Source organism: Caldovatus sediminis (genome assembly GCF_014644455.1).
Lineage (GTDB): Bacteria > Pseudomonadota > Alphaproteobacteria > Acetobacterales > Acetobacteraceae > Caldovatus > Caldovatus sediminis.
Genome location: NZ_BMKS01000008.1, coordinates 162,469 through 183,659 on the forward strand (window position 1 = coordinate 162,469; position 21,191 = coordinate 183,659).

Annotated in this window: 18 protein-coding genes and 1 riboswitch; of the genes, 15 read left to right on the top strand and 3 right to left on the bottom strand. The window is 71.3% G+C overall.

The genetic code is table 11. From position 1 onward, the window contains the following. The first annotated feature begins 1 nt into the window (after position 1). The 8 genes from IEX99_RS14280 (at position 2) to IEX99_RS14310 (ending at position 10,655) form a co-directional block, all read left to right on the top strand. Positions 2-2,158, top strand: a complete 2,157-nt coding sequence (locus tag IEX99_RS14280; protein WP_188901394.1) for a tape measure protein — start codon at positions 2-4, stop codon at positions 2,156-2,158. Between the two features lie 5 nt (positions 2,159-2,163). Beyond that, positions 2,164-2,850, top strand: coding sequence for a hypothetical protein (locus IEX99_RS14285; protein WP_188901396.1), 687 nt, complete (start codon positions 2,164-2,166; stop codon positions 2,848-2,850). Then, positions 2,851-3,426 (top strand): hypothetical protein, encoded by a 576-nt coding sequence (locus IEX99_RS14290; RefSeq protein ID WP_188901398.1) that lies wholly within the window; start codon positions 2,851-2,853, stop codon positions 3,424-3,426. A gap of 184 nt (positions 3,427-3,610) precedes the next feature. After that, positions 3,611-3,832: riboswitch (cobalamin riboswitch) on the top strand. Between the two features lie 65 nt (positions 3,833-3,897). Further along, entirely contained in the window at positions 3,898-6,213 is a 2,316-nt protein-coding gene (gene metE, locus IEX99_RS14295; RefSeq protein ID WP_188901400.1) for a 5-methyltetrahydropteroyltriglutamate--homocysteine S-methyltransferase, read from the top strand. Positions 6,214-6,382: 169 nt separating this feature from the next. Then, the gene (locus tag IEX99_RS14300; RefSeq protein WP_188901402.1) at positions 6,383-6,736 is read left to right on the top strand and encodes a DUF6950 family protein; all 354 of its coding nucleotides are present in this window, start codon (positions 6,383-6,385) and stop codon (positions 6,734-6,736) included. A gap of 77 nt (positions 6,737-6,813) precedes the next feature. Beyond that, positions 6,814-7,296 carry a hypothetical protein gene (locus IEX99_RS22530; protein ID WP_229678038.1) on the top strand — a complete coding sequence of 161 codons (483 nt, stop codon included), beginning with the start codon at positions 6,814-6,816 and terminating at the stop codon, positions 7,294-7,296. Continuing rightward, complete coding sequence (locus tag IEX99_RS14305; protein ID WP_229678044.1) at positions 7,185-8,807, top strand: phage tail protein; 1,623 nt, start codon at positions 7,185-7,187, stop codon at positions 8,805-8,807. Before IEX99_RS22530 ends, IEX99_RS14305 begins: the two co-directional genes overlap by 112 nt. Positions 8,808-8,819: 12 nt before the next feature. After that, positions 8,820-10,655 (top strand): hypothetical protein, encoded by a 1,836-nt coding sequence (locus tag IEX99_RS14310; RefSeq protein WP_188901404.1) that lies wholly within the window; start codon positions 8,820-8,822, stop codon positions 10,653-10,655. Positions 10,656-11,094: 439 nt separating this feature from the next. Here IEX99_RS14310 and IEX99_RS14315 read toward each other — a convergent pair whose 3' ends face one another. The 3 genes from IEX99_RS14315 to IEX99_RS14325 are packed head-to-tail and all read right to left on the bottom strand — an operon-like array spanning position 11,095 to position 14,246. Next, a complete protein-coding gene (locus tag IEX99_RS14315) occupies positions 11,095-12,075 on the bottom strand; it encodes a Bug family tripartite tricarboxylate transporter substrate binding protein (RefSeq protein WP_188901406.1) in 981 nt (326 codons plus the stop codon). Positions 12,076-12,105: 30 nt separating this feature from the next. Further along, positions 12,106-13,560, bottom strand: a complete 1,455-nt coding sequence (locus tag IEX99_RS14320) for an FAD-dependent oxidoreductase (RefSeq protein WP_188901408.1) — start codon at positions 13,558-13,560, stop codon at positions 12,106-12,108. A 35-nt stretch (positions 13,561-13,595) separates the two neighbouring features. Beyond that, positions 13,596-14,246, bottom strand: coding sequence for a GntR family transcriptional regulator (locus IEX99_RS14325; protein ID WP_188901410.1), 651 nt, complete (start codon positions 14,244-14,246; stop codon positions 13,596-13,598). 234 nt (positions 14,247-14,480) lie between these two features. Between IEX99_RS14325 and IEX99_RS14330 the strand changes: the two genes are divergently transcribed. From IEX99_RS14330 to IEX99_RS14360, 7 genes are read left to right on the top strand one after another with little or no spacing between them, the layout of a single operon-like run. Further along, entirely contained in the window at positions 14,481-15,341 is an 861-nt protein-coding gene (locus IEX99_RS14330) for a branched-chain amino acid ABC transporter permease (RefSeq protein ID WP_229678039.1), read from the top strand. Continuing rightward, the gene (locus IEX99_RS14335; protein ID WP_188901412.1) at positions 15,338-16,312 is read left to right on the top strand and encodes a branched-chain amino acid ABC transporter permease; all 975 of its coding nucleotides are present in this window, start codon (positions 15,338-15,340) and stop codon (positions 16,310-16,312) included. Before IEX99_RS14330 ends, IEX99_RS14335 begins: the two co-directional genes overlap by 4 nt. Next, the gene (locus IEX99_RS14340) at positions 16,309-17,079 is read left to right on the top strand and encodes an ABC transporter ATP-binding protein (RefSeq protein ID WP_188901414.1); all 771 of its coding nucleotides are present in this window, start codon (positions 16,309-16,311) and stop codon (positions 17,077-17,079) included. Before IEX99_RS14335 ends, IEX99_RS14340 begins: the two co-directional genes overlap by 4 nt. Beyond that, positions 17,072-17,788 (top strand): ABC transporter ATP-binding protein, encoded by a 717-nt coding sequence (locus IEX99_RS14345; protein ID WP_188901416.1) that lies wholly within the window; start codon positions 17,072-17,074, stop codon positions 17,786-17,788. Before IEX99_RS14340 ends, IEX99_RS14345 begins: the two co-directional genes overlap by 8 nt. Before the next feature lie 17 nt (positions 17,789-17,805). Beyond that, the gene (locus IEX99_RS14350; protein WP_188901418.1) at positions 17,806-19,065 is read left to right on the top strand and encodes an ABC transporter substrate-binding protein; all 1,260 of its coding nucleotides are present in this window, start codon (positions 17,806-17,808) and stop codon (positions 19,063-19,065) included. Positions 19,066-19,077: 12 nt separating this feature from the next. Beyond that, positions 19,078-20,118, top strand: a complete 1,041-nt coding sequence (locus IEX99_RS14355; protein WP_188901420.1) for a carbon-nitrogen hydrolase family protein — start codon at positions 19,078-19,080, stop codon at positions 20,116-20,118. Positions 20,119-20,157: 39 nt separating this feature from the next. Continuing rightward, a complete protein-coding gene (locus IEX99_RS14360) occupies positions 20,158-21,156 on the top strand; it encodes a LysR family transcriptional regulator (protein ID WP_188901422.1) in 999 nt (332 codons plus the stop codon). Positions 21,157-21,191: the final 35 nt, after the last annotated feature.

The following is a 21,191-nucleotide window of genomic DNA, read 5'->3' on the forward strand; positions in this document are numbered from 1 at the left end:
CATGGCCGACGCCACCCGCCGCGTCTCGGTCCGCCTGTCGCTGGACGACGCCGCCCGGGTCAAGGCGGGGCTGCGCGAGGTCGGCGAGACCGGCCAGCGCTCCCTCGACCAGATCAAGGGCGGCGCCGAGCGGGCCTCGCGCTCGCTCGAACTGCTCGACCTCGCCATCCGCGGCAGCCAGATCGCCGGCGTGGCCGTCGCCGCCCGCGCCCTGGTCCAGGCCGGCGACACGCTGACCCAGGGCCTCTCCCGGCTTCAGAACGCCACCGGCTCGGTCGCGCGCGCCGGGCAGGTCTACGAGGCCCTCTACCGCAACGCCCTCTCCACCGGCGTCGCCGTCTCCGAGAGCGTCGACGCCTTCCAGCGCTTCTCGATCGCCGCGCGCGAGATCGGCGCCACCTCCGACCAGGTGGTGCGCCTCGTCGGCGGGCTGCAGCGGGTGGCCATCGTCTCCGGCGCCTCCACCCAGGAGATCTCCTCCGCCACCCTCCAGCTCGCCCAGGCGCTGGCCTCGGGCGTGCTGCAGGGCGACGAGCTGCGCTCGATCCTCGAGGCCATGCCGCTGCTGGCCGAGGGTCTCGCGCGCGAGCTCGGCGTCTCCATCGGCGAACTGCGCAAACTCGGCTCCGAGGGCAAGCTCACCGCCGAGCGGGTGTTCCCGGCGCTGCTGCGCGCCACCGAGCGGCTCGGCGCGGAGCTCGACCGCGCGCCGCTTTCGCTCGGCCGCGCCTTCGGGCAGCTGACGGCGGCGACCGAGGGCTTCCTCGGCCAGCTCGACCGCGCCATCGGCCTGTCCATAGCGCTGGCCCGCGCCCTCTCGGCCGCGGCGCGCGCGGTGGACAGCGTCCGCCAGGGCGCCGGCCTGCGCAGCGAGGAGGAGCGCCTCGCCGGCCTGCGCCGCCAGGCGGAGGCGCTGTCGGCGCAGATCGGCCGGCTGGAGAGCGAGCAGGACGGCCGCGCCAGCCTGCGCGCCCCGGTCCGCCGCGGCAGCCTCCGCCCCGGCCTGGTCGGCGTTGCCGAGCAGCAGGCCGGCGTCGATCGCTCCCAGCGCCTCGAGGAACTCCGCCGCAGCTATTTCGGCATCCTCGCCGAGATCGACGCCGCCGAGCGGGAGTCGCTCAACCGCCGCCTGGAGGAGCAGGAGCGCGCCGGTCAGGCCGCGGCCGATGCCCGCCGGCGCCGGGCGGCGCAGGAGGTGCAGGAGCTCACCCGCGACCTCGACGACCGTTTCCGGATCAACCGGGAATACGAGGAGCGCGTCCGCCGCCTGCGCGAGGCCGAGGCTGCGGGCGCCATCGACGCCGCCGAGCGCCAGCGCCTGGAGACACTCGCCACCCGCGAGCGCGACGAGGCGCTGCGCCGCCTCGAAGGCACCGTCCGCCGCGTCGCCGCCGCGCAGCGCGACAACCGCGACGCCGAGCGCGAGGTGAACGAGGTGCTGCGCGAGCGCGAGCGGCTGATCCAGGACAATGAGACCGCCTATGAGCGCTACCAGCGCCGGATGGCGCGGCTCTCCGACCTGGTGGTCCGGTCCGAGCGCATCGGCCGTCCGGTTCCCGACGCCACCATCCAGCGCGAGGCGGAGCGGGCCCTGGAGGACCTCGAGCGGGCCGAGCGGCGGGTCGCGGAGGGCGCCGAGCGGACCTCCGAGACGGTGCGCGAGCTCGGGCTCAGCTTCAGCAGCGCCTTCGAGGATGCGGTGGTCAAGGGTGAGAAGCTGTCCAAGGTCCTGCAGGGCCTGCTGCAGGACATCACCCGGATCATCGCCCGCAAGACCATCACCGAGCCGCTCGGTAACGCCGTGTCCTCCGCGCTCTCCGGCTTCTCCTTCGACAGCATGTTCAGCGGCATCGGTTCCTGGCTTGGCGGACTGTTCCGCGCCGAGGGCGGCCCGGTCACCGCCGGGCAGCCCTACATCGTCGGCGAGCGCGGGCCGGAGTGGTTCGTCCCTCGCCAGTCGGGCGTGGTGCTGCCGAACGGCGTGGCGCCGGGCGGCACCACCATCAACACCTCCATCGCGATCGACGCCCGCGGGGCCGATGCCGGCGTCGAGGCGCGGCTGCGGCTGCTGGCCGGGCAGATCGCCTACCAGGCCTCGGCCATGACGCTGGACGCCATCCGCCGCGGCGGCGCGGCCTACGAGACGGTGCGGGGGTAGCGGCGATGGTCGAGTACGCCTGGCCGGAGGTGCTGCGCCCCTCGCGGCTGGTCTTCTACCTGCAGCACAACACCACCCGCTTCGTCTCGCCGGTCACCCGCGCGACCCAGGTGCTGCGGCGCGAGGGCGCACGCTGGGTGGCGGAGGCGAGCTTCGACCCGCTGAGCCCGGCCCGCGCCGGGCTGCTGGAGGGCCTGTTGGCGGCGCTCGCCGGCTCGCTGAACACGGTGCGGATCTGGGACTGGCGGCGGGAGTACCGCACCGGCGATCCCCGGAGCCAGGGCCAGGTGCCCTCGGGCCCCTACAGCTTCTCCGACGCCACGCTCTTCACCGACGGCACCGGCCTGGTGGTCGGCTCCGGCAATCCGTCGCTCGCGGCCGGCGCCGCGCGCGGGGCGCTCGCCATCCAGACCCAGGGCTGGTGGCCGAACGCGCTCGCCCTCGCCGCCGGCGACTATCTTGGGCTGAACGGCCGGCTCTACATCGCCACGGAGGACGTGGTGGCGTCCGGCACCGGCACCGCCACCATCCCCATCGGCCCGCCGCTGCGCGTCGCGGCGTCGATCGCCGAGCCCCTGGTGCTGACCAAGCCCACCGTGCCGATGCGGCTCGTCTCCGACGACGAGGCGGCCAATCCGACCCGCCCCGGCCGCTTCACCGCGATCACGATCCGCCTCGAGGAAGTCCTGTAGATGGACGGCATCACCGCCACGCCGCGGCTGCACCCGCAGGCGGCCGCGGCCGCCACCGCCCGGACCGCCGCCCCCGTCGTGCTGGTCGAGCTCGACTTCGCCTCCGGCCCCTTCCGCGCCTGGACCGGGCTCGGGCCGCTCTCCTGGGCCGGCATGGTCTTCGAGGGGATGGGCGCGATCGGCGCCATCTCCGAGGTCGAGGAGACGGTCGAGCTGCGCGCCGTGCGCCTCACCCTGGCGCTCTCGCCGGTGCCGCAGGAGGTGGTGGATATCGCCCTCGCGGAGCGCGGCTTCCGCCTCCGCCCGGCCCGGCTCTGGGGCGCGCTGCTCGATGCCGAGGGCGCCTTCGTCGCCGACCCGTTCCCGCTCTGGGCCGGGCTGATGGACACCATGGAGGTGGTGGACGGGGCCGAGCCGCGCGTCGCGCTCACCTGCGAGAGCCGCCTCGTCGACCTCGAGCGCGCCGAGGTGCGCCGCTACACCGATGCCGACCAGCAGGCCGAGTATCCGGGCGACCGCTTCTTCGAGTTCGTCCCGGCGCTGCAGGAGGCCGAGGTCCGGCTGCCGGCGCGGTGACGCGTCGCCCGGATCGGCCGGTTGCGACCCGGAGCAGACTCTCCCAATCAATTGTTCGTTACGGCTCCTCAACGCGGTCTGCCGGAGCGTCGATGAGTCGACTGAACTCGCCGCCGTAGCGGGGAAGTCGCGGCCCGAACGGGCACAAAGGTGCGGCTGAGCTTGAGCAAACCCCCTTATAAAGATATGTTTATGCCACGTGGGTCCCGCGCGAGCGGGTGAAAAGGGAAGGCCGTGCGGGGCTTCGCTCCAAGTCGGCTGCTGCCCCAGCAACTGTTGGCGGGAAGCCGCCGGCCTGTGCCCCAATCGGGGGCGCCACTGCGCAAGCGGGAAGGCAGGGCCGGAGGCGAAGGGCGAAAGCCCGGCACCCGCAAGCCAGGAGACCTGCCCACGCCGTGCATCCCGGGCCATCCGGGGGCGCGCCACCCTCACGGCCGGGCTGGGTGCACCGGGCGACGGAGACCGACTGCGATGACGATCGCCGCCAATCTCGGCTACCCGCGTATCGGGCCGAAGCGCGAACTCAAGACCGCCCTTGAAGCCTTCTGGGCCGGCAAGCTCGGCGAGGCCGAGTTGCAATCTACTGCCGCCGCGTTGCGGGCCGGCGCCCGCGCCGTCCAGCAGGGCAGCGGGATCAGCCATGTCCCTTCGGCCGACTTCGCCCTCTACGACCACGTGCTGGAGACGGTCTGCGCCTTCGGCCTGGTGCCGCCCGGCTACGGCTGGTCCGGTGAGGGGCCGGTATCGCTCGCCACCATGTTCGCTCTTGCCCGCGGCGCGCGCGGCCGCGCGGCGGAGCGCGCGGCCGGCATCCCAGGCGATGCCGTGGCTCTCGAGATGACCAAGTGGTTCGACACCAACTATCACTACGTGGTCCCGCGCCTCTCGGCCGCGATGCGACCGCGGCTGCTCGACGACCGCTGGACCCGCGCCCTGCGCGAAGGGTTGCAGCACGGCACGCGCACACGCCCGGTGCTTCTCGGCCCCATCTCGCTGCTGCTTCTGTCCAAAACCGAGGACGGCACGCGACCGCTCGACCTGCTGCCGGCGATGCTGCCGGCCTATGCGGATGCGCTGCGCTTCCTGGCCGAGGCAGGCGCCGTCTGGGTGCAGGTGGACGAGCCCTGCCTGGTCACCGACCTGCCCTCGGGTGCCGAGGACGCCTACCGCACCGCCTTCCGCGCCCTGGCTGAAGCTGCGCCAGGACTGAACCTGCTGCTGACGACCTACTTCGAGGGACTGCGCGATAATCTGCAACTCGCCGCCTCTCTGCCAGTCGCCGGCCTGCATGTGGACTTGGTCCGAGCGCCGGGACAGCTCCCGGCCGTGCTGGAGGCGCTGCCGCGCGACCGCTGGCTTTCGCTCGGTGTGGTGGATGGGCGCAATGTCTGGCGCACCGACCTGCGCGCCGCCCTCGCGCAGCTCCGCGCGGCGGAAGCGGCTGGCTTCGGCAAGCGGCTGATGGTTGCGCCCTCCTGCTCGCTGCTGCACGTGCCGCACAGCCTGGCGATGGAGACCGCGCTCGACCCCGCGCTGAAGCGCCGTCTCGCCTTCGCCAACGAAAAGCTGAAGGAGGTCGCGGTCCTCGCCCGCGCCGTGGACGAGGCCGAAAAGGCCGTCGCCGCCGCCTTTGAGGAGAGCGACCGAGCCCTCGCGGAGGCGCGCGCCGATGAGCGGCTGCACGACGCGGGCTTGGCCGCGCGGCTCGCCGCGGTGGCGCCAGAGATGGAGCGGCGCACGAGCTCCTATCCTACGCGGGCGGCGGCGCAGGCGGCTCGGCTCGGCCTACCGGAGTTGCCTGTCACTTCGATCGGCTCCTGGCCGCAGACCGCCGAGGTGCGGAGCCTGCGCGCGCGCCTCGCCCGCGGCGAGCTGGACAAGGCGAGCTACGACGCGGAGATGGAGCGCATGATCGCCGAGGCCGTGCGCTGGCAGGAGGAGATCGGCGTGGACGTGCTCGTCCATGGCGAGTTCGAGCGCAACGACATGGTGAAGTATTTCGGCGAGCAGCTTGCCGGCTATGCCTTCACCAAGCATGGCTGGGTGCAGAGCTACGGCAGCCGCTGCGTCGCTCCGCCCATCATCTGGGCTGATGTCTCGCGACCCAAGCCGATGACGGTGCGCTGGTCGGCCTACGCGCAGTCCCTCACCGACAAGCCGATGAAGGGAATGCTGACAGGGCCCGTGACCATGCTGCAATGGTCCTTTGTGCGCACCGACATCCCGCGCGAGACGGTCTGCCGCCAGATCGCGCTCGCCATCCGCGACGAGGTGGCGGACCTGGAAGCCGCCGGTATCCCGATCGTGCAGATCGATGAGCCAGCGTTCCGCGAAGGCCTGCCGCTGCGCAAGGCAGACCGTGACGACTATCTCCGCTGGGCGGTCGCCTGCTTCCGCCTCTCGGCGAGCCCAGTGCGGGACGAGACGCAGATCCACACCCACATGTGCTATTCCGAGTTCAACGACATCATCGAGAGCATCGCGGCGATGGACGCCGACGTGATCTCGATCGAGACGGCGCGCAGCAACATGGAACTGCTCGATGCCTTCGCGGTGTTCGACTACCCAAACGAGATCGGGCCGGGCGTGTGGGACATCCACTCGCCACGTGTGCCATCGGCCGAGGAGATGGCGCGGCTGGCGGCCCGGGCGGCGGAGCGCATTCCGCGCCGCCGGCTCTGGCTGAACCCCGACTGCGGCTGCAAGACGTGCGGCTGGGCGGAGGTGAAGCCGGCCATGGCGAACTTGGTTGCCGCGGCACGTCAGCTCCGCGCCAGGGCGGTGTGACGGGTGTGGGAGGGGCCGGTGCCGGCCCCTCCCGGACGCGCAGCAGCCGCGCCAGGACGCGCGGCGTTTGCTCCCCAACCTGCCAGCGTTTCGGTCCCGAGCGCGCACGCTCACTACGCTGACCATCCGCTTCCCGCCCTGAGTAGCCTCCGTTAGGGCGATTGGTATGATGCCCCGCCGCCCGGACTGGCCTGGCCGGCTGGCAGCCCTGCTGGCGGCGGCCGAGGCCCGCCCCTTCGACGACCACGCCTGGAACTGCGGCCGCTTCGCCCTGGCCGCGATCGAGGCGGTCACCGGCACCAGGCCGCGGCTCTGCATCCTGCCCGACCTCGAGGCCACGGCCGACAGCGCCGGCTTCCCGCGCCTTCCACCCGCCTTCGCCCGGCCCGGCGACGTGGTGCTCGCCGGCGACCCACAGCGGCTCGGCGTGGTGGTGGACGGCGGCCGCGCCGCCTTCGTCGGTCCACGCGGCCTCGTGCGTCAGCCGCTCACCACTTGCGCCACCGCCTGGAGGATCGGCTGACGGAGCCCTCGCGGCAGCGCGGCTGATCCGCTTCCGTGACCTGCCCCCGTCCTGCCGCGATGCCGTGAGGTGTCCTCATGCCCGCCGCCGTCCCGCTGATCGCCGTCGTGGCCTCCGGCGTCGCCTCGGCTGCGGTCGGCGGCGGCGTCCTCGGCGCTCTGGTCGGCGCCGGCGCTGCCCTGGTCGTCACCGCGGTCGGCGGCGCCATCTTCCCGGCCAGGAAGCCGAGCGTCCCCACCACCCCGGCCACCACCGGCTTCGACGCCAGCGCCCCCGGCGCCGGCCGCACCCAGTCCGTCCGCCAGCCCATCACCGAGCACCAGATCGTCTTCGGCCGCTGCAAGGTCTCGGGGCCGATCGTCTTCCTGCACTCGGCTCCCGACGACCAGGGGCGGGAGGACGGCTACTTCTCGCCGTGGTGGTGCTGGCCGGGCACAGCGTGCGGTCCATCGGCGAGGTCTGGCTCGGCGATAAGTCCGAGACCGATGCCTCCTTCGCCGGGCTGGTGCGCATCGACCACCACCTCGGCGCGCCCGACCAGGCGGCCGATGCCAACCTGATCGCCGAGACCGGCGGCCAGTGGACCGCCGCGCACCGCGGCCGGGGCCGAGCCTACGTCGCGGTCCGGCTGAAGCTCACCGCCGAGGCCTTCCCCGCCGGCCCGCCGAACATCGCCGCCCTGGTCGAGGGCGCCGACACCATCCTCGACCCGCGCACCGGCCAGATCGGCTGGTCGGACAACCCCGCCCTCTGCCTCGCCTGGTACCTGACGGCGTCCTGCGGCTGGAAGGCGTCGTGGGACGACATCGACATCCCCGCCCTGATCGCCGCGGCGAACGTGTGCGACGAGCTGGTCGGCACCCGGGCCGGCGTCACCGAGCGGCGCTACACGGTGAACGGCCGCGTCTCGCTCGGCGAGGGCAAGATCGCCATCACCCGCAAGCTGGTCGCCGCCATGGCCGGCGCGCTGGTCGTCTCGGGCGGGCGGTTCTTCATCCACGCCGGCGGGCCGGCGCTGCCGGCGGCGACGCTCACCGCGGACGACCTGCGCGGCGACGTCACCATCCAGGGCAGCCGGCCGCGGCGCGACCTCTTCAACGGGGTGCGCGCGGTCTACGTCGACCCGGCGAAGAACTGGCAGCCGACCGACGCCCCGCCGCTGCTCGCCGCGAACTACGTCGCCGAGGACGGCGGCGAGCAGATCTACCGCGACCTGGAGTTCCCGCTGACGACGTCGGTCAGCGCGGTGCAGCGGCTGATGAAGGCCGAGCTGGAGCGGATCCGCCGCCAGCGCGAGGTCGCCTTCCCGGCGAACCTCTCGGCGCTGCGGCTGCGGCCCTGGGACGGGGTGACGGTCGCCCTCGACCGGGTCGGCCCGTTCCCGGCGCGGGTGACGGGCTGGCGGCTGTCGCCGGACGGCGGCGTCGACCTCACCCTGTCGGAGGAAGACCCGGCCGTCTGGGACTGGAACCCGGCGCTGGACGAGCGCGCCGCCGGCGACAGCCCCTCGGTGGTGCTGCCGAACCCCGGCGTCATCGCCGCGCCGGCCTCGATCGCGGTGGAGACGCCGACCGGCGTTTCCTTTGCCGCCCTCGGCGTCTCCTGGTCGGCGGTCGGCAGCGCCTACCTGGCCGGCTACGAACTCGAATTCCGTCCGGCCTCTGTCGCCACCTGGCAGGGCTACGGCGGCGCCCTCGGCGCGACCGCGGCGTCCATTCCCACCACCGAGCCGACCGCCGTCCGGGCGCGCGCCGTGGCCCGCAGCGGCGCGGTGTCGGGCTGGCGGGAGGCGGCGATGCCCGGCGCCGTCACCGCGCCTGCCGCCCTCGGCATCGCCGGCGGCGTGCGGCTGTCCGGCGGCGTCCCGGCCGATGCCGTGCGGCTGCTGGTCTTCGAGGCCAGCAGCGCCAGCCTGGCCGCCGCGGTGAAGCTCGCGACCGAGCCGACCGCGCTGCCCTGGGACCGCACCGGCCTCACCGCCGGCGAGGCCCGCTGGTACTGGCTCCGCGCCGTCTCCGCCGAGGGCAACGTCTCGGCCCTCGCCGGGCCCGTCACCGCCACCGCCCTCTGATCGGAGGCAGCCATGGCCGCCCGCATCGACGACCTCCTGGTCCTCGGCCAGAACATCTCCAAGACCGACCTGGCCAAGTACCTGCGCGACCGCGAGGCGGTGCTGCCGCGCGACTTCGGCGGCCTCGGCGACGGCACCGCCAACGATCGCGCCGCCCTCCAGGCCTGCTTCGACCGTGCTGCCGCCGACGGCAAGTTCGCCGTCATCCCGCCCGGCACCTGGAACGTCGATGCCGGGGTGACGCTCGGCGGCGGCGCCCGCGGGCTGATCATGCAGGGGGTGATCCAGTACACCGGCGCCGCCAACGCGCCGGCGACGGTCCTGACGCTCGGCGACGGCGGCACCACCCGCAACGGCGAGAAGCTCTACCTCAACCTCCAGGTCACGCGGCAGATCCAGTCCGACTGGGCGAGCGAGGCCGACATCGGCATCCTCGCCCGCAACCTCGACGCCTCGCTGCTCGACCTCCGCCTGGTCTCGGGCTTCACCATCGGGCTGCGCACCCTCGGCGATGGCCGCGGCTTCGAGGACACCACGCTGATCCTCGGCCGGATCCTGAACAACCGCTACGGGCTCGACGCGCACTGCGCCACCGCCACCGCCTGGAACACCTCGATCCGCTACTACGGCGGGCACTTCGCCTGCGCGACCGGCATCAATCCGACACTCGACCGCTTCGGGATCCGGCTCAGCCAGGCGCCGGGGGCCTACAGCAACCACAACCGGCACATCTTCGACGGGCCGAACTTCGAGCTGCGGCAGCTCGACCCGAACGTCGCCATCCCCTTCCTGAACGAGACCAGCGGCTCGGCCATCATCGGCCGGGCGCTGCGCATGGAGGCCTGCTCGCCGATCGTGGCGCGGCACACCGCCGGCGCGCAGGACTGCGAATACGAGGTCGCCTGGGCGAATACCTATCAGGTCCGGATCGACTACACCGCCACCGCCAGCCGCTGCGGCAACGCCGTCCTCAACCGCCACCGCGCCCCGGCCTCGCGCCACCTGCGGCTGCTCGGCAATGTGCCGAACCTCCGCGCCGCGGCCTTCCGGCACAGCGCCACCGAGGTCGGGGCGGAGGGGCTGGCGGCGGTCGCCACCTCGACCACCGCGGCCACTACCCTGGCCGGGCTGTCCTTCAACGGCCTGGACGGCATCACGCCGACCGGCCGCGGGCTGCGGCTGGAGGCGCAGCGCGGGCTGGCCTTCGTGGTGGACTGCTCGCAGGCGAAGGAGTTCGCGCTCGCCCACTGGCTGGTCGGCGGCGCCGATGGCGGGCGGCTGTTCGTGCGCTGCTTCGACGCGGCCATGGCCGTGCGGGAGAACGTCGCCGGCGACGTGCTGGCCTCGCTGACCACCATGCAATGGAACGCCCCCGCCAAGGCCTGGACCGGCGGCGCGGTGATGGCCGACGCCTCGCTGAACCGGCGCATGACGGTGCGGCTCGGGCCGGGCGTGGCCTTCGCGCAGGTCGGGATCATCGGCTTCGACGGGCAGATCGAGCTCGAGGCGCTGCGCCTCTATGGCCTGCCGGAGCACGCGCCGGCGCTGCTCTGCGGCACGCCCGCGCTGCCGGTGGGCCAGCGGGAGTTCGCCGCCGAGGTCGCCTGGGACCTGCCCTCGCTGGCGCCGGGCGCCACCAGCCTGCTCGACGTGACCGTCACCGGATGCCGGCAGGGTGACTTGGCGCAGGCGGCGCTCGCCTCCTCGACGCGCTTCGTCGAACTCGACGCCGCGGCCTGGACCAGCAACACGGTGCGCGTCATGGCTAGGAACATCTCGCCCTCCGCCACCTTCGACCTCACGGCCGCCACGCTCTCCGTGGCAGTGACGAAGCGGCGGATCCCCTGAGCGGCCGCCGCAGAACGGTGGCGCAACCAGGTTGGCAGTGCACGAGGCGGTCTGCGCCGAGCGCTGGAAGCAGGCCACCGACAAGCCGAGCCGGATCGAGATGGTACCACGAGGTCGCGCTCGCGCTGAACGCGCGCGATGCGCAGCTTCTCCCCCGGCTGACGAGCACCATCCTGGACCGCCCGAGGGCTGACCTCGCCACCAGCACCGGCGCCACATCGCACCGGACTCCTGCGCACTTCGCAGGGGCTCCCCGCGAGGCGCGCAATGGCGTGCATGCCATCGTTCGCCATGGCCACGGCGTCGACGGGCACGAGCCGTCATCGCAAGGCGGCCAAGGCTGGTCGGGCGCGGCCGGGCCGGATCAGGCCGACCCTGGCCCCCCTCAGCCCGCCATCTGCGGCCGCCGCCTCAACCGGCCGGGGCACCGGCGCGTCGGCTACTCCGCGCGGATCCCCGCCACCCGCACCACCTCGCCCCAGCGCTGCAGCTCCGCAGCCAGGAATTCCGCGAACTGTGCCGGTGGGCCGGCGATCACCGTAAGGCCCTGATCCCCCAGCCGCGCCTGCATTTCGGGCGCCGCCAGGATCCGCGCCGTGTCGGCCTGGATGCGCGCCACCAGTCCCGGAGCCATCCGGGCGGGCCCGATCAGCCCGAACCACGCCGTCATCCCGGCCTGCGGCACTCCGAGCTCGGCCATGGTGGGCACATCGGGCATCGCCGAAGAGCGCCGTGCCGAGGTCACAGCCAGCGCCCGGACGCGCCCGGCCCGCACATGCGGAACGGCAGTGGCCATCTGGTCGAACAGCATCTCGATCTGGCCGGAGATGACGTCCGTCATCGCTGCGGCGTTGCCGCGATATGGGACATGCGTGACCTGCAGCCGCTCGGCCTGCTTGAACAGCTCGCAGGCCAGATGCTGGGAGGTCCCGTTGCCGCCCGATCCGCAATGGAGCCGGCCCGGCCGTTCGCGAGCCAGCGACACCAGCTCGGCCAGGCCCCGTGCCGGGAGGTTCTGGTTCACGACGAGCATGATGGGCGACTCCGCCAGGAGCGAGATCGGCGTGAAGTCGGCGACGCTGTCGAAGGGGATGCGGGCAATGAGTGCCGGATTGGTGGCATGCGTCATGGGCACGACCATGAGCGTGTGCCCATCTGGGGTGGCGCCGGCAAGGGCCTGCGTGGCTACCACGCCGCTGCCGCCCGGCCGGTTCTCCACCACCACGCTCTGTCCCCAGGCCTCGGAGAGCTTCGGCGCCAGCAGCCGTGCCAGCAGGTCCACCGTGCCGCCCGGCGGGAAGCCGAGGAGCAGGGTCACCGTGCGTGCGGGAAATGAGGGAGTCTGCGCCGAGGCGGGCAGGGCTGCGAGGCTGAGCGCAGCGAAGATCGCACGCCGGCCGATGGCCATGGGCTTGGACATCATTCCTCTTCCTCTCATCGTTCTTGCTTGCTAGGCCCGGACCGGAACGGGCTCTTCCGCGTTGCGGCCCGCCGAACCGATGTCGACGTCCTGCCCCTCGAGCTCGCGCTGCAGTACGGTCGTGTCGAGGGCGGAGGGGACGGTGCCCTGCCGCGCCGCAAGGGCGGCGCCGACCCCGGCCACTTGGCCGGTGACAAGGCAGCAATACTGGCCGCGGGTCCACATGTCAGCGTCGTGTGAGACGGACAGCGCGCGTCCGCCGACTGTCATGCCCTCCACGCCGTTCGGCACGAAGACGCGCCACGGGATCTCAAAGAAGGTGAGGTCGGTCGTGGCGGTGCGGTACACCGCGTCGTCTGGTGCTCCCTCGCCGCCGGTAGCCTTGTGCCAGTCCCTGCCGACGGCCATGTGGCGCCAGATGCGCGCCACGCTGTCGGGGAACCGGCGCTGCGCCACGTTGTCGGCCTGCGTGAGCACGTAGCGGCCGCGTACGCGGCGGGTCTCGCGGACCCCGACGGTCGGGGAGCTGTCGATCACATAGGCCTTCTCGAAGCCGGGAATATCGCGCTTGATGACCTTCAGGATGCGCCGGTTCTGCATCCGCGCCTCAAGGTCCGCGCGGGTGATGTCCCATGCATTCGTGCCGTCCACGCCATAGACCCGGCTGTTGTTCACCGTGACGATGCCGCGCTCGACATCGACGCCCTCCATCCGGAGATAGTGGACCTCCTCGGGAAGCTCCCCTGCCGCCCGGGCACGCGCCGCGATGTCGAAGAAGCCGGAGAAGCGGACCAAGCCCTCCTCGGGCTTCAGGATGTGGAAGTTCGGATCGGCCGTGAAGTTCTCGGCTGGCTGCGAACGGCAGTACTCGACTACCCGCCGCACGTCCACGCCGCCCAGGCGGAACAAGACGGACATCGGGCGCATCTTCCCGTCCTCCTCCCGCCCTTTTACGTACTCGGCTCCTGCCGCGGCGGCGAGGTCAGCGTCCCCGGTGGCGTCGACCACACACCTAGCCAGGATCGCCTGGCGCCCCGACTTGTTCTGGATGACAACGCCGCGGATCCGGCTGCCCTCCATGACCGGATCAACGACCCAGGTGTAATTCAGGATCTTCACCCCGTTCTCGGACAGAAGCTCGACGGCGAGCTCCTTCAGCGCCTCCGGATCGAAGGGAAAGGTCGGGCCGGCATCCACGCCGGCGCCGCGGGCAGCCAGGCTGCGCGCGATCTCCCGCGCCACGCCGGTCATGCACCGCACGGGCACATTCCAGGTGTTCATCAGCACACCGGTCGCGGCGCCCCCGAGGAAGGCATTGCGCTCGATCACCATGGTCCTCGCGCCAGCGCGTGCCGCGCCGAGCGCCGCACCGATGCCGGCAACGCCGCCTCCACAAATCAGCACATCCACCTCGCGGACCACCGGGGTACGGCGGGCCGGCTCCAGCAGGAAGCCCTCTTCAGGGCGGATAGCTGTCGGTTCCATGTGGATGTCTCCTCGTGATAGCCGGGCGCGGCGCGTCAGCCGATCACGGCGCGAAGCGAACCTTCGTGTGAACGGCGGACATGCGCGCGTGCTGCCCGCTCGGCTGCGTCCGGGTCGCGCGCGGCAATGGCGTCCAGGATGGCGCGATGCTCCGCCGCCGCCTCGGAGCCCCGCCCGGCGAAGGCCCGGAGTTCCGACCGGCGGACCAGCGCGATCTGCGCCGCGAGCCCGGTCAGCGACGCGGTCAACCGCGTGTTGCGCGCGGCGCCGGCAATGCGGGCGTGGAACTCCGCGCCGTGCCGTGCCCGGTCGCGCCAGTCGCGGCAGCTGTCATAAATCTCGCTGAGCTGCCGAAGCGCCTGGATCTCCCCTTCGCTGGCGCGCAAGGCGGCGCCGCGGGCAGCCAGCCCTTCGAGCACCTCGCGCAGCTCAAACAGTTCCCGTAGGTCGGCCGCGCTGTAGCGAGGCAGGAAATAGCCTCGCCCCGGAACGAGGTCGAGGAGCCGGTCGCGGGCCAGCGCTCTCAGCGCCTCTCTCACGGGCGTGCGGCTCATGCCAAGCCGATCGGCCAGTTCGTTCTCGGATATTGCATCGCCTGGCGCGTACTCGCCCTCGAGCACGATCCCACGAATGGAGGCATAGGCCTGGGCGGCGAGGCCGCCGCGTCCTGCATCGAGCGTCGCCATTGCATACGTCTTGTATACCGCTCGAATACCGTATCGGCCAATGTGGTTTGTCGTCAAGGCTTCAGCAAGCGTCGAGTTGATGGTGCAGAATGCGCAGGTCAGAGTGGCCGTGGCCCGCATTTCCGCAATAGGGCTTGCGACGATACCGGCTGGGCGACCGCCGCCGCCATCGTCAATCCTCGCCGTAACGGAGGGAGCGCCGGCACTACACGGCGCAGCCGTGGCGAGGGAGATGTGCTGGCGAATCTGGCGACGCTAGCCCTGAACGGGCTTGCCTGGGGGCTGATCGTGGCGCTGATCGCGCTTGGCCTCTCGATCATCTTCGGCCTGCTGGACGTTATCAACGTTGCCCATGGCGACTTGTTCATGGTCGGCGGCGTGCTGGCCTGGACGGCCGTGGAGACCACCGGCTCCTTTGCTGCGGCGCTGGTGGTGGTGCCGCTGCTCGGTATGGCTCTCGGGCTGGCTACCGAGCGTTTCGCGATCCGGCCGATCCTGCGCAATCCGGCACTAACCATCGTTTCCACCTTTGGTCTGTCGCTGATCTTGCAGGAAGCGGTGCGTGCCACCTTCGGCCCTGCGCCGCGGCGACTGATGGCGCCGCTGCCCGGCACGCTGCCGGTCTTCGGCACCAACTACGAGATCTACCGCCTGGCCGCCGCCGTCGCCGCGGCGCTCGCTCTTGCCGCCTTCTTCCTGTTCCAGCAGCGCACCCGCTTCGGCACCTGGATGCGCGCCGTGCGGCATGACCGCGAGACGGCGCTGACGCTCGGCATCCCGGTGGCGCGGGTGCAGTTGCTCACCTTCGCGCTCGGCGCGGCACTGGCGCTGCTCGGCGGCGTCATCGCCGCACCGATCACCACGGTGGACTTCCGCGCCGGGGTCGAGATCCTGCCCGCTTGCTTCATGGCTGTGGTCATCGGCGGCCTCGGCAATCTGCCCGGCACCGCCGCCGCCGCAGTGCTGCTGGCGGTGACCGAGGGTGTTGTCTCGGGCCTGTCCGACCCGACGGCGGCGCGCATCACCTCACTGTGCCTGATGTCGGCGGTGCTGCTGCTGCGGCCCCAGGGTCTGTTCGCGGGCGCCGCGCGATGAGCGTGACGGCGATCAACCGCACTCTGACGGCGGTCCTGCTGGCGGTGCTGGTCGCTGCCCCTTGGGTGCTGCCGATGTTCGAGGCCGAATTCTGGCTGGCGATCACCGCCGAGATGCTGATCTGGGGATTGTTCGCCGCTTCGGCCAATCTTCTGTTCGGGCATGTTGGCCTCCTCTCCTTTGGCCAAGCGCTCTATTTCGGCTTCGGCATGTATGGCGTGGCGATCGGGGTGGACCGCTTCGGCCTTGGCTTCTGGCCGGCGCTCGGCCTCGGCATCGCGGCGGCGGTGGCCATGGCGGCGGTGGCCGGCGTTTTCGCCGTGCGCCTAACCTGGCACTACTTCGCCATCATCACTGTGGTCTTCTCGCTGATCTTCTACTTCCTGGCGCTGCGGCTGAAGCCGCTGACTGGGGGCGACGACGGGCTTTCGTTCGCGCCGCCGCCGGTGGCGCGGTTCGGCGACGTGACGCTAAGTCTGGGCGACGAGACGGTACAGTATCTCGTCATTCTCGCCTTCGCCGTTGCCGCCTTCGCTTTCCAAGCACGGCTCTATGCGAGCCCCCTGGGCCGCGCCTTCGCCGCCGTGCGCGAGAGCGAGCGTAAGGCAGCACTCCTCGGCATCGACGTACTCAAGGTGCGCTGGATCGCCTTCGTCATCGCCGGCGGGCTCGCCGGCTTGGCCGGGGCGCTGTTCGCGTTCTACGGACGCTACGCCTCGGCCACGTATATGTACTACGTGGTTTCCGGCGAGGCGGTGATCTGGACCATCGTCGGCGGCACCGGCACGCTGCTCGGCCCCGGGATCGGAGCCGCGCTGCTGACCCTGGTGCGCGAGGAACTGTCCACAGTCTGGGAGCACTACCTCCTCGTAGTAGGGGCGGTGGTTATCCTGACCGTGGTCTTCGCCCCGCGCGGCATCGCCGGGGCGTGGAACGCGGCGCTGGCGCGGCTGCCGGGAGTGCGGTCGTGAGCGTCGTACCAGTCCTCGAACTCATCGATGTTTCGCGGCGCTTCGGCGGCCTTCGGGCGGTGGACGGCGTGACGCTGTCGCTCGGCCGTGGCATCTCCGCCATCATTGGCCCGAACGGAGCGGGTAAGACCACGCTGTTCAACCTGATCTCCGGCCTGTTGCCGCCGAGTGCCGGCCGTATCCAGCTGCACGGGCAGGACATCACGCACCTCAAGGCGCATGCTCGCGCCCGGCTTGGCATGGCGCGCACGCTGCAGATCAAGTCGGTCTTCCCGGCGCTCTCAGTTTACGAGAATGTCTGGATCGCGGCGCGCCAGCGCTACCGTCCGCTCGACCCTTTCGGCTTGTGGCGGCGGGACCGCGCCACCGCGGCCGAGGCGGAGGCGGCGTTGGAGGAAGTCGGCCTCACCGGCTGCGCCGACATGGCCGCCGGCAGCCTCTCCTATGGCGACGTGGCGCGGCTCGAGATCGCCATGGCGCTGGCGCAGCGGCCGAGCCTCCTGCTGCTCGATGAACCGGTCTGCGGCATGAGCCCAGCCGAGACCGAGCAGGCGGTGGCGCTGATCCGCCGCATCGGCGAGCGGACCGACGTGGTGATCATCGAGCACGACATGGAGGTGGTGTTCGGCCTCGCCGAGCGCATCGTCGTCCTCGCCCAGGGCCGCGTGCTGGCCGACGGCCCGCCAGCCGCGATCGCCGCCGACCCGGCGGTGCAGGAGGCCTATCTCGGCCAGGGCGAGGACGAGGAGGAGGCGGTGCATGGTTGAGCCGCTGCTCGTCGTTTCCGGCCTTGCCGCCCGCATCGGCCGGGTGCCCATCCTTGCTGGCGTGGACCTCGCGGTGCCGGCGCGCGGCATCGTCGCACTGCTCGGACGCAACGGCGTCGGCAAGACCACGACGCTGCGCACCATCATGGGGGTAGTCGAGGCCACTGCCGGCAGCATTCGCTTCGCCGACCAGGACATCACGCGGCTGCAGGCGCATCTGCGCCCTGGCCTCGGCATCGGCTACGTGCCGCAGGGGCGTGGCATCTTTCCCCTGTTGACGGTGCGCGAGAACCTCTACCTCGGCCTGCGTGGCCCGGCCGATCCGGCGATCGAGACGCATGTCTTCGAACGCTTCCCGCGCCTCGCCGAGCGGCTTGACCAAAAGGCGGGCACCATGTCGGGCGGCGAGCAGCAGATGCTCGCCATCGCCCGCGCGCTGATGATGCGTCCGCGCCTGCTGATCCTTGACGAGCCGACGGAGGGCGTGATGCCGCGTCTGGTCAACGACATCCGGCGCGAGATCGCAGCCATCGCCGCCTCGGGCATCGCCGTGCTGTTGGTGGAGCAGAACCTGCGCACGGCGCTCAGGCTCGCGCGGCATGTCGTCATCATGGAGCGCGGCCACACGGCCTTCGCGGGGCCGCCCGAGTCGCTGCGCGCCGACCCCGACCTCGCCCACCGCTTGCTCGGCGTGGGCGCCCCGACCTGACGCGGAAGGAGACCGCCATGAGCACCACCCGCCGCAGCTTCCTCGCCACCGCGCTCGCCGGTGGCGCGGCCAGCGTGATGCTGGCCCGTGACCTCTACGCGCAGGAGGGCGGTCCGATCGTCATCGGCCACCAGGTGGAGCTCACTGGTGGCTTCGCCTCCTGGGGCTACTGGCACGACAAGGCGGCGAAGGCGGCGGCCAAGCTGATCAATGAGGGGGGCGGCATCGCTGGGCGGCGGCTCGACCTAGTGACCGAGGACACCGAGAGCAGCCCGGCCACCGGTGCGCGCAAGCTGCGCTCGCTGATCCAGCGCAACCGCGCCGCCTTCGTCACTGGATCGGTGCATTCGGGCGTCATGCTCGCTTCGATCCCGATCGCGACCGAGCTCAAGACCGTCTACTTCTCGACCGGGGAGGCGACCGAGGCCACCGGCAGTCGCGGCACGCGCTATGCCTTCCGCAGCGGCACCGACACCTATGCGCTGGCCGCCGCGGGCGCGCCCTGGGCGTTTAACAATCTGGGCAAGACCTGGACGATGATCTTCCCCGACTACGCTTGGGGCCACAGCCACCACCAGGAGCACAAGGCGGTCATTGAGCGCCTGGGCGGCAAGGTGCACGACCCGATTGCAGTGCCGCTCGATGCGCGCGACCTGCTGCCCTATCTCACCCGCATCCCGCAGGACACGGAGGTGCTGTTCAGCGTCTTCTTCGGGGCCCAGTCGGTAGCATTCTACACCCAGGCCAAAGCACTCGGCCTGGAGAAGACCATGCGCATGTACTCCGTCTCCGGCACCATGGAGGCGATCGCGCCGGAGGATATGGAGGGCGCGGCCGAGGGCGTGGTGGTGGTGGAGAACTTCCCGCGCATGCTCCGGTTCAAGGACGACGAATTCCACCGCGAGCATCTGCGCATCATGGAGGTGGATCCGGTGCACGCGCGCGAGACGAGCAGCCGCCGCGTCTACGCCAAGAGTCATGCCTGGCAGGCCTGGGAGAACCTGTTCCTGCTCAAGCGCGCAATCGAGGTCTCCGGCTGGCGGACCAAGCGCAACGACCCCGACGTGATTCGCGCGCTCGAGGGGATGGAGGTGCCGAACAGCCTAGCGCATCCGCAGGGCGCCAAGCTGCTGCGGGCGCAGGACCACAGCGGCATGATCGACTGCTACATCAGCCGCATCGAGAGCAACGAATACCGGGTGAAGCACATGGTGCCGCGGGCCGAGCTTCAGGCGATGCTGCCGCCGCGCGTGGATTTCACCACCCAGGCCCTCTGACCAGAGGACGGCATGACCGAGTATCCCGCCCTGACAGTGGCGGCGGCGCATGTCGCCTCCGTCTATCTCGACACCGACGCCACGATCGACAAGGCGCTCGACGTGATTGCCGAGGCCGCCCGGTGCGGCGCGCGCTTAGTCGTCTTCCCGGAGAGCTTCATCCCGGGTTTTCCGATCTGGGTGGCGCTGGCCGCACCGATCCATACGCATGGTCTGTTCAAGGCGCTGGCGGCGCAGGCGATCGAGGTGACGGGGCCGCAGATGGCGCGGCTGCGCGCCGCGGCGAAGCGGCATGACATCTTCGTCTCAATCGGCTTCACCGAGGGCACGCCGGTTTCGGTCGGCTGCTTGTGGAATAGCAACGTGCTGATCGGCCCGGACGGGGCGATCCTCAACCACCACCGCAAGCTGGTACCCACCTACTATGAGAAGCTGGTCTGGGCGCCGGGCGACGGCGCCGGGCTGCGGGTTGTGGAGACGCGGATCGGCCGCCTCGGCGCGCTGATCTGCGGCGAGAACACCAATCCGCTGGCGCGCTACGCCCTGATGGCGCAGGGCGAGCAGCTCCATATCGCCTCCTTCCCGCCGATCTGGCCGACCCGTGTGCCAGGCGAGGCCGGCGCCTACGACATCGACCAGGCGATCCGCATCCGCTGCGGTGCGCACGCCTTCGAGGCCAAGTGTTTTGTCGTGGTCGCCAGTGGCGTGCTGGACGCGCGGGCCAAGGACCTGCTCGCCGGCCTGAGCCCAGAAGCGCCGCGGATCCTGGAGGAGACGCCGCGTGCCGTCTCCCTGGTGATTGGGCCGAATGGCTTGGGCCTTGGCCAATCGCGCAAGGAGGAGGGCCTGCTCTACGCCGATGTGGACCTTGCCGCCTGCGTCGAGCCCAAGCAGTTCCACGATGTGGTCGGCTACTACAACCGCTTCGATGTGTTCCGGCTGGAGGTGGACCGCAGCGCGCGCCGGCCGGTGGTATTCCGGGACGGGCCGGAAGCGCCAGGAGAGGCCTCCACGCCGCCAGGCGCCCCGCAGGACTGGCTGGAGCCGGCCTGAGCGGGCAATCTCCAGGCCGGGAAGGAGGCCCCGGCGGGAATGTTCGACTGGGACGACCTGAAGTTCTTTCTGGAGGTCGCACGCCAAGGAAGGCTCGGGCCCGCGGCGCGGCAGTTGCGGGTGGACATCGCCACCGTCTCACGGCGCGTGGCGGAGCTGGAGCGCGCCTTCGGTACCAAGCTCTTTGAACGCACCGCCGAGGGTTTCGAGCTCACCGCCGCCGCACGCCACCTGCTGCCGCATGCCGAGGCGATAGAGGCGCATACGCGGGCCATGGCCGAGGCCGCCGGGCCGGGCCGGCGCGCCTCCGGCCGCGTGCGTCTCGCGACCATGGAAGGTATCGCCAGCCAGTACCTCGCCCGCCGCCTGCCGGCACTGCGCGAGACGCATCCCGACCTGCTGGTCGAACTCGTCACCTCGCCGGCGCTGTTCAACCTGACACGGCGCGAGGCTGACATCTCGCTCTCCTTCGTGCCGGTCAGCGGCGCAAGGCTGCGCATGCGCCAAGTGGGTGCCTTCTCGCTTTTCCTCTATGCGGCGCCGGCTTATCTGAAGCGGCACGGATCGCCGCGGACACGGGCCGACCTCGCGCAGCATGCCTTCGTGGACTATGTCGAGGACTTGGTCCAGATCCGCGAAGTGCACTGGCTGCTCGATGTGGTCGCTGAGCCGCGGGTGGTGTTCCGCTCCTCCTCGATGTTCGCGCAGCAGACTGCCGCGGCCGCTGGCGCCGGCTTGGTACTGCTGCCGAGCTTCGCCGGCGAGACCGATCGCCGTCTGGTCCCCGTGCTGAAGCCTGAAGTCACAATACAGCGGCCGATCTTTCTCGCCTGTCACGAGGACTTGGCAGACCTTCCGCGCGTGCAGGCGCTGACGCGCTTCCTCGAGGCGACCATCGCAGCCGATACAGCGTTCCTACTGAAAGGCGGTCCGCTCGCACCGGCCGGCGCGCAGGACGTTTGGCCCGATCCGCGCGCCCCCGCGTTGCCTGACCTTGGACCCAGCCGCAACAACGCCGAGCGAAGATCCACGGCGTAGCCGGTATCTCCACTGATTAATCCGCCCTGAGCGTA

Excerpts from the sequence above, each read along its gene's own strand:
- IEX99_RS14280 (WP_188901394.1), top strand. The coding sequence starts at position 2 with ATGGCCGACGCCACCCGCCGCGTCTCGGTCCGCCTGTCGCTGGACGAC.
- IEX99_RS14285 (WP_188901396.1), top strand. The coding sequence starts at position 2,164 with ATGGTCGAGTACGCCTGGCCGGAGGTGCTGCGCCCCTCGCGGCTGGTC.
- IEX99_RS14290 (WP_188901398.1), top strand. The coding sequence starts at position 2,851 with ATGGACGGCATCACCGCCACGCCGCGGCTGCACCCGCAGGCGGCCGCG.
- metE (WP_188901400.1), top strand. The coding sequence starts at position 3,898 with ATGACGATCGCCGCCAATCTCGGCTACCCGCGTATCGGGCCGAAGCGC.
- IEX99_RS14300 (WP_188901402.1), top strand. The coding sequence starts at position 6,383 with ATGCCCCGCCGCCCGGACTGGCCTGGCCGGCTGGCAGCCCTGCTGGCG.
- IEX99_RS22530 (WP_229678038.1), top strand. The coding sequence starts at position 6,814 with ATGCCCGCCGCCGTCCCGCTGATCGCCGTCGTGGCCTCCGGCGTCGCC.
- IEX99_RS14310 (WP_188901404.1), top strand. The coding sequence starts at position 8,820 with ATGGCCGCCCGCATCGACGACCTCCTGGTCCTCGGCCAGAACATCTCC.
- IEX99_RS14315 (WP_188901406.1), bottom strand. The coding sequence starts at position 12,075 with ATGTCCAAGCCCATGGCCATCGGCCGGCGTGCGATCTTCGCTGCGCTC.
- IEX99_RS14320 (WP_188901408.1), bottom strand. The coding sequence starts at position 13,560 with ATGGAACCGACAGCTATCCGCCCTGAAGAGGGCTTCCTGCTGGAGCCG.
- IEX99_RS14325 (WP_188901410.1), bottom strand. The coding sequence starts at position 14,246 with ATGGCGACGCTCGATGCAGGACGCGGCGGCCTCGCCGCCCAGGCCTAT.
- IEX99_RS14335 (WP_188901412.1), top strand. The coding sequence starts at position 15,338 with ATGAGCGTGACGGCGATCAACCGCACTCTGACGGCGGTCCTGCTGGCG.
- IEX99_RS14345 (WP_188901416.1), top strand. The coding sequence starts at position 17,072 with ATGGTTGAGCCGCTGCTCGTCGTTTCCGGCCTTGCCGCCCGCATCGGC.
- IEX99_RS14350 (WP_188901418.1), top strand. The coding sequence starts at position 17,806 with ATGAGCACCACCCGCCGCAGCTTCCTCGCCACCGCGCTCGCCGGTGGC.
- IEX99_RS14355 (WP_188901420.1), top strand. The coding sequence starts at position 19,078 with ATGACCGAGTATCCCGCCCTGACAGTGGCGGCGGCGCATGTCGCCTCC.
- IEX99_RS14360 (WP_188901422.1), top strand. The coding sequence starts at position 20,158 with ATGTTCGACTGGGACGACCTGAAGTTCTTTCTGGAGGTCGCACGCCAA.